The organism is Pseudomonas endophytica (genome assembly GCF_001411475.1).
GTDB classification, from domain to species: domain Bacteria; phylum Pseudomonadota; class Gammaproteobacteria; order Pseudomonadales; family Pseudomonadaceae; genus Aquipseudomonas; species Aquipseudomonas endophytica.
Genome location: NZ_LLWH01000077.1, coordinates 1 through 5,823, shown reverse-complemented (window position 1 = coordinate 5,823; position 5,823 = coordinate 1). Strand labels below are relative to the sequence as shown.

Below are 5,823 nucleotides of genomic sequence, written 5' to 3'. Positions count from 1 at the left end.
GCCAAATGCCGAATTAGAGCTTGTTCACCATCCAGCTCCGCAGCCGCTTGCTGTAGGAGTTCAGACAGATGCAACACGTTGGTCAGTACGCGTTCACCGTCCGCACGGGTAATCAGGGCTTGAGGCAATTCAAAGTCATGCAGCAAGCGACGCAACATGGCGAGCACGCCTTGCTTTCGCCATATTTCTCGATAGCCGCGGAACTGCATAACACGCCGTTCCCAGACCAACTCATCTTGGTTGAGACGTTCGAGCTCAATCAGCGGCAAGTCTAGGGTGATACAGGCCAGTGCGGCTCGCAGCGGGCGCTCAACGTCCGGCTCAGCGCAGGCTTTGAGCCAAGCCAGTACGTCGTGAGCTTCCTGCGCGGCGTAGACCGAATCCTTATCGGACAAGTAAACACTGCGGACACCACGCGAGGATAATTCACGCCGAACAGCCTGAGCTTCCTTACCGTCACGAACCAAAATCGCAATGTCTGCGGGCAACACACCTCTTAAAGACTGCCCCTCTATGACAAAGCCAGAACGGCCTTGCTGCCCACCATTGAGCAACTCGACAATTTGACTGGCACACACAGCAGCCAATTGTTGGCGATATATCGCACCCGATACGGGCTGCTCGGAAGGTAATTGCCATAGGTTGAAGGCCGTCACCGGCGAGCCATCAATTTGAAGGGTTTCTCTGCGCCCCTGGGATTTAACTGACACAAAGGGGACAGGATTATCAGACCCTTCACGGAATAAAAACGCGCCACGCCCGATATTCCGCAACTCCGCGCGTTCAAACACGTGGTTAACGCCATTGACCATCGCGTGACTGGAGCGAAAGTTGGTATCCAGTGTGTGAAGTCGGCCGCGGGTAGCGTGTCGAGCACGTAAGTAGGTGTAAATATCCGCACCACGAAAGGCATAGATCGCCTGTTTCGGATCACCGATCAAGAACAAGCCGGTATCGAGAGCGTTATCTTCGATGCTGTAAATGGCTTCAAAGATGCGGTACTGCACCGGATCGGTGTCTTGAAACTCATCAATCAGCGCGACAGGAAATTGCTCACGGATTAAGGTCGCTAATCGCTCACCGCCTTCAGCCTGTAGGGCCGCATCCAGCCTGAGCAGCATGTCATCAAAACCCATTTCGGCACGACGACGCTTTTCGGCCTCGAAACGCGCACTCACCCAGCGAGCCGCGTGCTCCAGAAGGGCTGCATCGGGGCTTGGTAATGCATCAAGGGCGGTTTTGAGTTCGCGTATGGCATCTAGCGCTGGATGGTGTGGCGGTTCGTCTTTCCATGCCTCGGCCATGCCTTCAGGTGTCAGGCGGGTGAAGCCGGTGCCTAAATCAAGCTGCTCCTGAGCTTCATCAGCCGCCCAAGCGCTGAGTTTTTCAAACCACGGTTCAAAGTAACGCGCCTGCATTTTCCGACCGTCGACGGCTTTAGCGGCCACGCCTTGCAGGCAAATGTCACGCAGCTCTTGAGCCCACTGCAACCACGGGGCTTTGAGCTGTGTCAGCGCTTGGCGGCGCTCTGGCAAGCAGGCTTCAATGATCTGGGCAGGCGTTTGATCGCCGCTTTCCACAGGCCGAGAACTGCCGAATAAGGCGCGAACACGCGGTAACAAAGCGCCAGGACCGCTCCAATGTGTGCGTACCCAGTTCAGCGCGTCGCCGTGCATGGGGTAGCAAAACAGTCGCCAGTAATCACGTAGCACTTCGCCGAGTAAATCGCTGTGATCGGTTTCGAGGGTTTGGGTGAACAGGCTGCCACTGTCAAAGGCGTGCTCGCGCAGCATCCGCTGGCACCAACTGTGGATCGTCGATACGGCGGCTTCATCCATCCATTGCGCAGCAATGTCGAGGCGACCCGCGCAGGCGGCCCACTGCTCAGCTGGGAATTGATGTCGCAGCTGTTCAACCAGCGCATCCGGCGCATTGATTTCGTCACGAAAGAACCGCGCAGCTTCAGCAAGTCGAGTCCGAATGCGGTCACGCAGCTCTTTGGTGGCGGCATCGGTGAAGGTCACCACAAGGATTTGCGGAGGTAACAACTCGCGACCAAAGCCTGACTCAGTGCCGCCGTGACCCAAGATCAAACGTAGGTAAAGAGCCGAGATGGTGAAGGTTTTACCGGTGCCAGCGCTGGCTTCAATGAGTTGGCTGCCGCGTAGGGGGAAAGCCAAGGCTAACGGTATTTTTTGCTCGCTCATTAGCGGGACTCCTCGCTGTTTAATGAGCGCCAAGGCGCATCAAAGAGTGGGCGATAGAGAGCATCACACCAATCCTCAAACGCTCCATCAGCCATCAATGCCGTGTAATCGGGGTACTGACGAGCCAGTGCTGCACTTTCACGACGCTCGCCGTCGCTATTTTGGCCGTCACCTTCGTAAGCTTTTTGCGCAGCGGCAGTGGCCTTAGCCGGATCGGTGTGAGCGAGCCAAGCGAAAGCCGTTTTAACCGCGATCGGCAGCGGACTGTCCATGCCGACTTTCCAGGCCATGAGTAAATTACCCAGAATATCGCTGGCTTGCTCGCGACTCAGCGGGGCGAGTAGCAAAGTGTCATCCGTCGCGACCAACGCGGTGGACATGTCCAAACCGCTGGCACAAGCGGCTAAGTGATTGACCCACGCGCGCGTCAGTCGATGCCATTTACGGGTTTTGGTCGCGCCAATACTATTGGGAATCGTAGTGACCGACAGTAGGCCGTTGTCACTGCGCTGATGCAGATTACTCAGCCAACCCTCCAGCATCAGCCCGTGACCTTCAAAGCTGACCGCTAGCGCGCTATTGAGCGGCGCTGGCCACAATGCTAGGAGGTTTTGATAGCGCTGCACTACGTCGGGAAGTGGCTCAATAAGTTCGTGTTGCAAGCACTCACCAAAGCCTGCCATGGGAAACAAACCGCTGCCTTGTAGGCTTCGGGCACGGGCCGCTAAAGCCTGTTGCGGTTGTTCCGGCTGAGCGAGGGCCGCTTCAAGCAAACTGTCGCTAAGGGTATAGCGCTGCAGCGCGTCAAGGACGAAAGGCTCTTCATCTTCCAGCGGTACTTGTGCAGCCTCAAAGAATACTTTCAGACGCTGACTGAAGAAATGCCGTACAGGGTGTCGCAAGAAGTCCTGTAACTGGATCAGGTTTATGGGTTCTTGTTGCTCATGCGTGGTCAGCGCCTCGGCCAGCGGGACAGCTATCTTAGGTTCGTGCAATTGCTGCCATTCGCGAGCATAGCTAAATAAATTAGGATCGCCTTCGTGAAAGTAGCGCGTGCTAAAGGGTTGCAACGGGTGTTCTTGGGTCATGGCTTCGAGCAGGTCTTCGCCACTCTGAAGGTGCCAGCCACTGGCGAGATGATCGCGTAGCTGCCCGATCAAGACGCAGGCTGGCCGCTCGCTGTTGTCGCGAATACTTCGCCCTACCCAACTGATATAGAGCTGCTCACGGGCAGACAATAGCGCTTCGAGCAGTAAGTAACGATCATCTTCACGGCGGGAACGATCGCCAGGACGATAGTCACTGCCCATCAGGTCGAAATCCAGTGGCGGCTGAGCGCGTGGGTAATCGCCATCATTCATACCAAGCAGACAGACAAGCTTGAAGGGAATAGCCCGCATCGGCATGAGGGTGCAGAAGTTGACGGCCCCGGCAAGGAAGCGTTGAGACAACTTGCCTTGGTCAAGACCCGCCAACCAAGCCTCCCGGACCACCGTTAGTGGTAACTCTTCTTGCAGACCAACCTGCTCACAGGTTTCGAGCCAAGCCTCACGCAGCTCTTCAAGTTGGGCGAGCAGGTAGTCGTCGTGCTCGGTTTCGGCCGAGAAGAATAGCTGCATCAACGCTTGCAGTCGCTCGCCCCATTGCTGCGGTAACGCAGGCTGTGAAAGCTCTTGGTGGGCGATTTCTAGTGCGTCTAGTAGAGCCACCAGTGGGCCGATCAATACCGCATCAAGGCCACCAATTTCATCGTAAGGCTCAATACCATCACACGCTTGGCCACTACCAACCGCATAGCCAAGCAACATACGGCGCAAGCCGAAACGCCAACTGTTCTGCTCCAACTCCGTTGGCAAGCCTAGCCCTGCTCGTTGCTGCGCATTCAATCCCCAGCGAATACCCGCACCTTCAATCCAACCATGTAGCGTGGGCAAGTCGCGCTCTTGGACATTGAAGCGGGCCCGTAACGCCGGAACATCCAGCAAGTCTAGAATCTCGCTCACCGGAAAACGGCTGTCAGGCAGCTTGAGCAAGTGTTCAATGGCAATCAGCAGCGGGTCGCGGCCACGCTGCCCTTGGTCGGCCAATGTGAAGGGGATAAAGCGTCGGTCGTCGCGATCTATTTGACCAAACACTGCACGGATATGCGGTGCATAGCTATCAATATCCGGCACCATGACGATCACATCACGCGGTTGCAGGTCAGGGTTGTCGCTAAATCGCTTGAGTAACTGATCGTGAAGTATCTCGACTTCTCGCTGTGCACTGTGGGCTATGTGGAAGCGTATTGAGTGATCGCTGTCTAGATCTACGTCAGGCCATCGTTCTCGGGTTTCGTTGAGAGGGCGCAACTCAAGAATGTCGTCTTGCAATTGATTGAGCAGGTTTAGCGGTTCTATTTCACTGAAGAGGTCGATACGCCCATCACGAAAGGCTGCGCGATAGCTGTTGGGGTCGTCATAGCTGTCGAGCAGGTTGATGTAATCGCGGCCTTGTTTACCCCATGCGGCGAGTAATGGGTGTGCGTGTTGATGCAGGATATCGAGATCCAGTGCCGTGGGCATCCCGGCTTTACGGGCTTGGCGCTTGTACTGATGGCGTAGCAGATCTTTATCCGCAACGATGTCAGACCAATGATGCCGACAAGGATTATGCACACACAGAAGGACTTGGCTAAAACGGGCAAGTCCCGCTAAGGCTTCCAGCGCTTGGGCCGGTAATGACGAAATACCGAACACTATCACCCGCGCGGGGAGGCCCGGAGGTGCTTGCTCAAGGCTGTTAATCCTCTCAATAAAACGTTGGTGCACACCGGCACGGCTTTGCGACATGCCCTCCTCGCCGACGTCGAGCAGTAATGCACGCCACAGCTCAGCCTGCCAGCAATTTGCCGGGCTTAAGGCTGGGCTTTCACCCCGCGCATTACGTAATTGATGTCGACCGGCGGCCCAATCTTCCAGCCAGTCAGCGCGATAAACCTGATATTGGTCGAACAGATCGGCAAGACGCTCTGACAGTTGATAGCGCTTGCGTAGATCAGTGTCTTGGGTCAGAAAGCGCTGCAACGGCTCGAAGTGTGGCTGGTCAATAAGGGATGGAAGCAAGCGCATCAGGCGCCAAGTTAGTGGAGCTTTATCGAGTAGAGATTTAGCGGGTATTTGCTCACTGCCTAAAACCATCCGGTAAAGCTGCCATAAGAAGCTGCCGGGCAGTTGCACGTCCACTGCCGCGGCAATACCGCAGCCGCCGAGATCGTCATCCTCTGTATCCTCGGCCAAAGCCAGTTTTAGCCATTGAGCGATACCGTTGCTTTGCACCAGGGCAATTTCATTCTCCAGAGGAGCCAAAGGATATAGCCGCATCCAGCTCACAACCAAGCTGCGTAACTCATCAAGGCGGTTACCATGAACCACCATAAAACCCGCATTGAGGGACGTAGCAACCGGCATGACAGCATCCTTAGGAGAAAGCAAAACCCAAAGGCGAACCTTAACATTGCTCGGCAGAGTTGGCGCATTGCAAGCTGCAAGCTGCAAGCTGCAAGCTGCAAGCTGCAAGCTGCAAGCTGCAAGCTGCAAGCTGCAAGCTGCAAGCTGCAAGCTGCAAGCTGCAAGCT

2 protein-coding genes are annotated in these 5,823 nt (G+C 55.7%); both read right to left on the bottom strand.

Translation table 11 applies throughout. The annotated features are described in order from the left end of the window. Positions 1-2,207, bottom strand: a 2,207-nt coding sequence (locus AQS70_RS06805) for a UvrD-helicase domain-containing protein (RefSeq protein WP_156355043.1), incomplete at its 3' end; no start/stop codon positions are given. Further along, positions 2,207-5,656 (bottom strand): exodeoxyribonuclease V subunit gamma, encoded by a 3,450-nt coding sequence (gene recC, locus AQS70_RS06800; protein WP_055102125.1) that lies wholly within the window; start codon positions 5,654-5,656, stop codon positions 2,207-2,209. The genes AQS70_RS06805 and recC, both read right to left, overlap by 1 nt. Positions 5,657-5,823: the final 167 nt, after the last annotated feature.

Coding starts and splice junctions, on each gene's coding strand:
- recC (WP_055102125.1), bottom strand. CDS start 5,656: ATGCCGGTTGCTACGTCCCTCAATGCGGGTTTTATGGTGGTTCATGGT.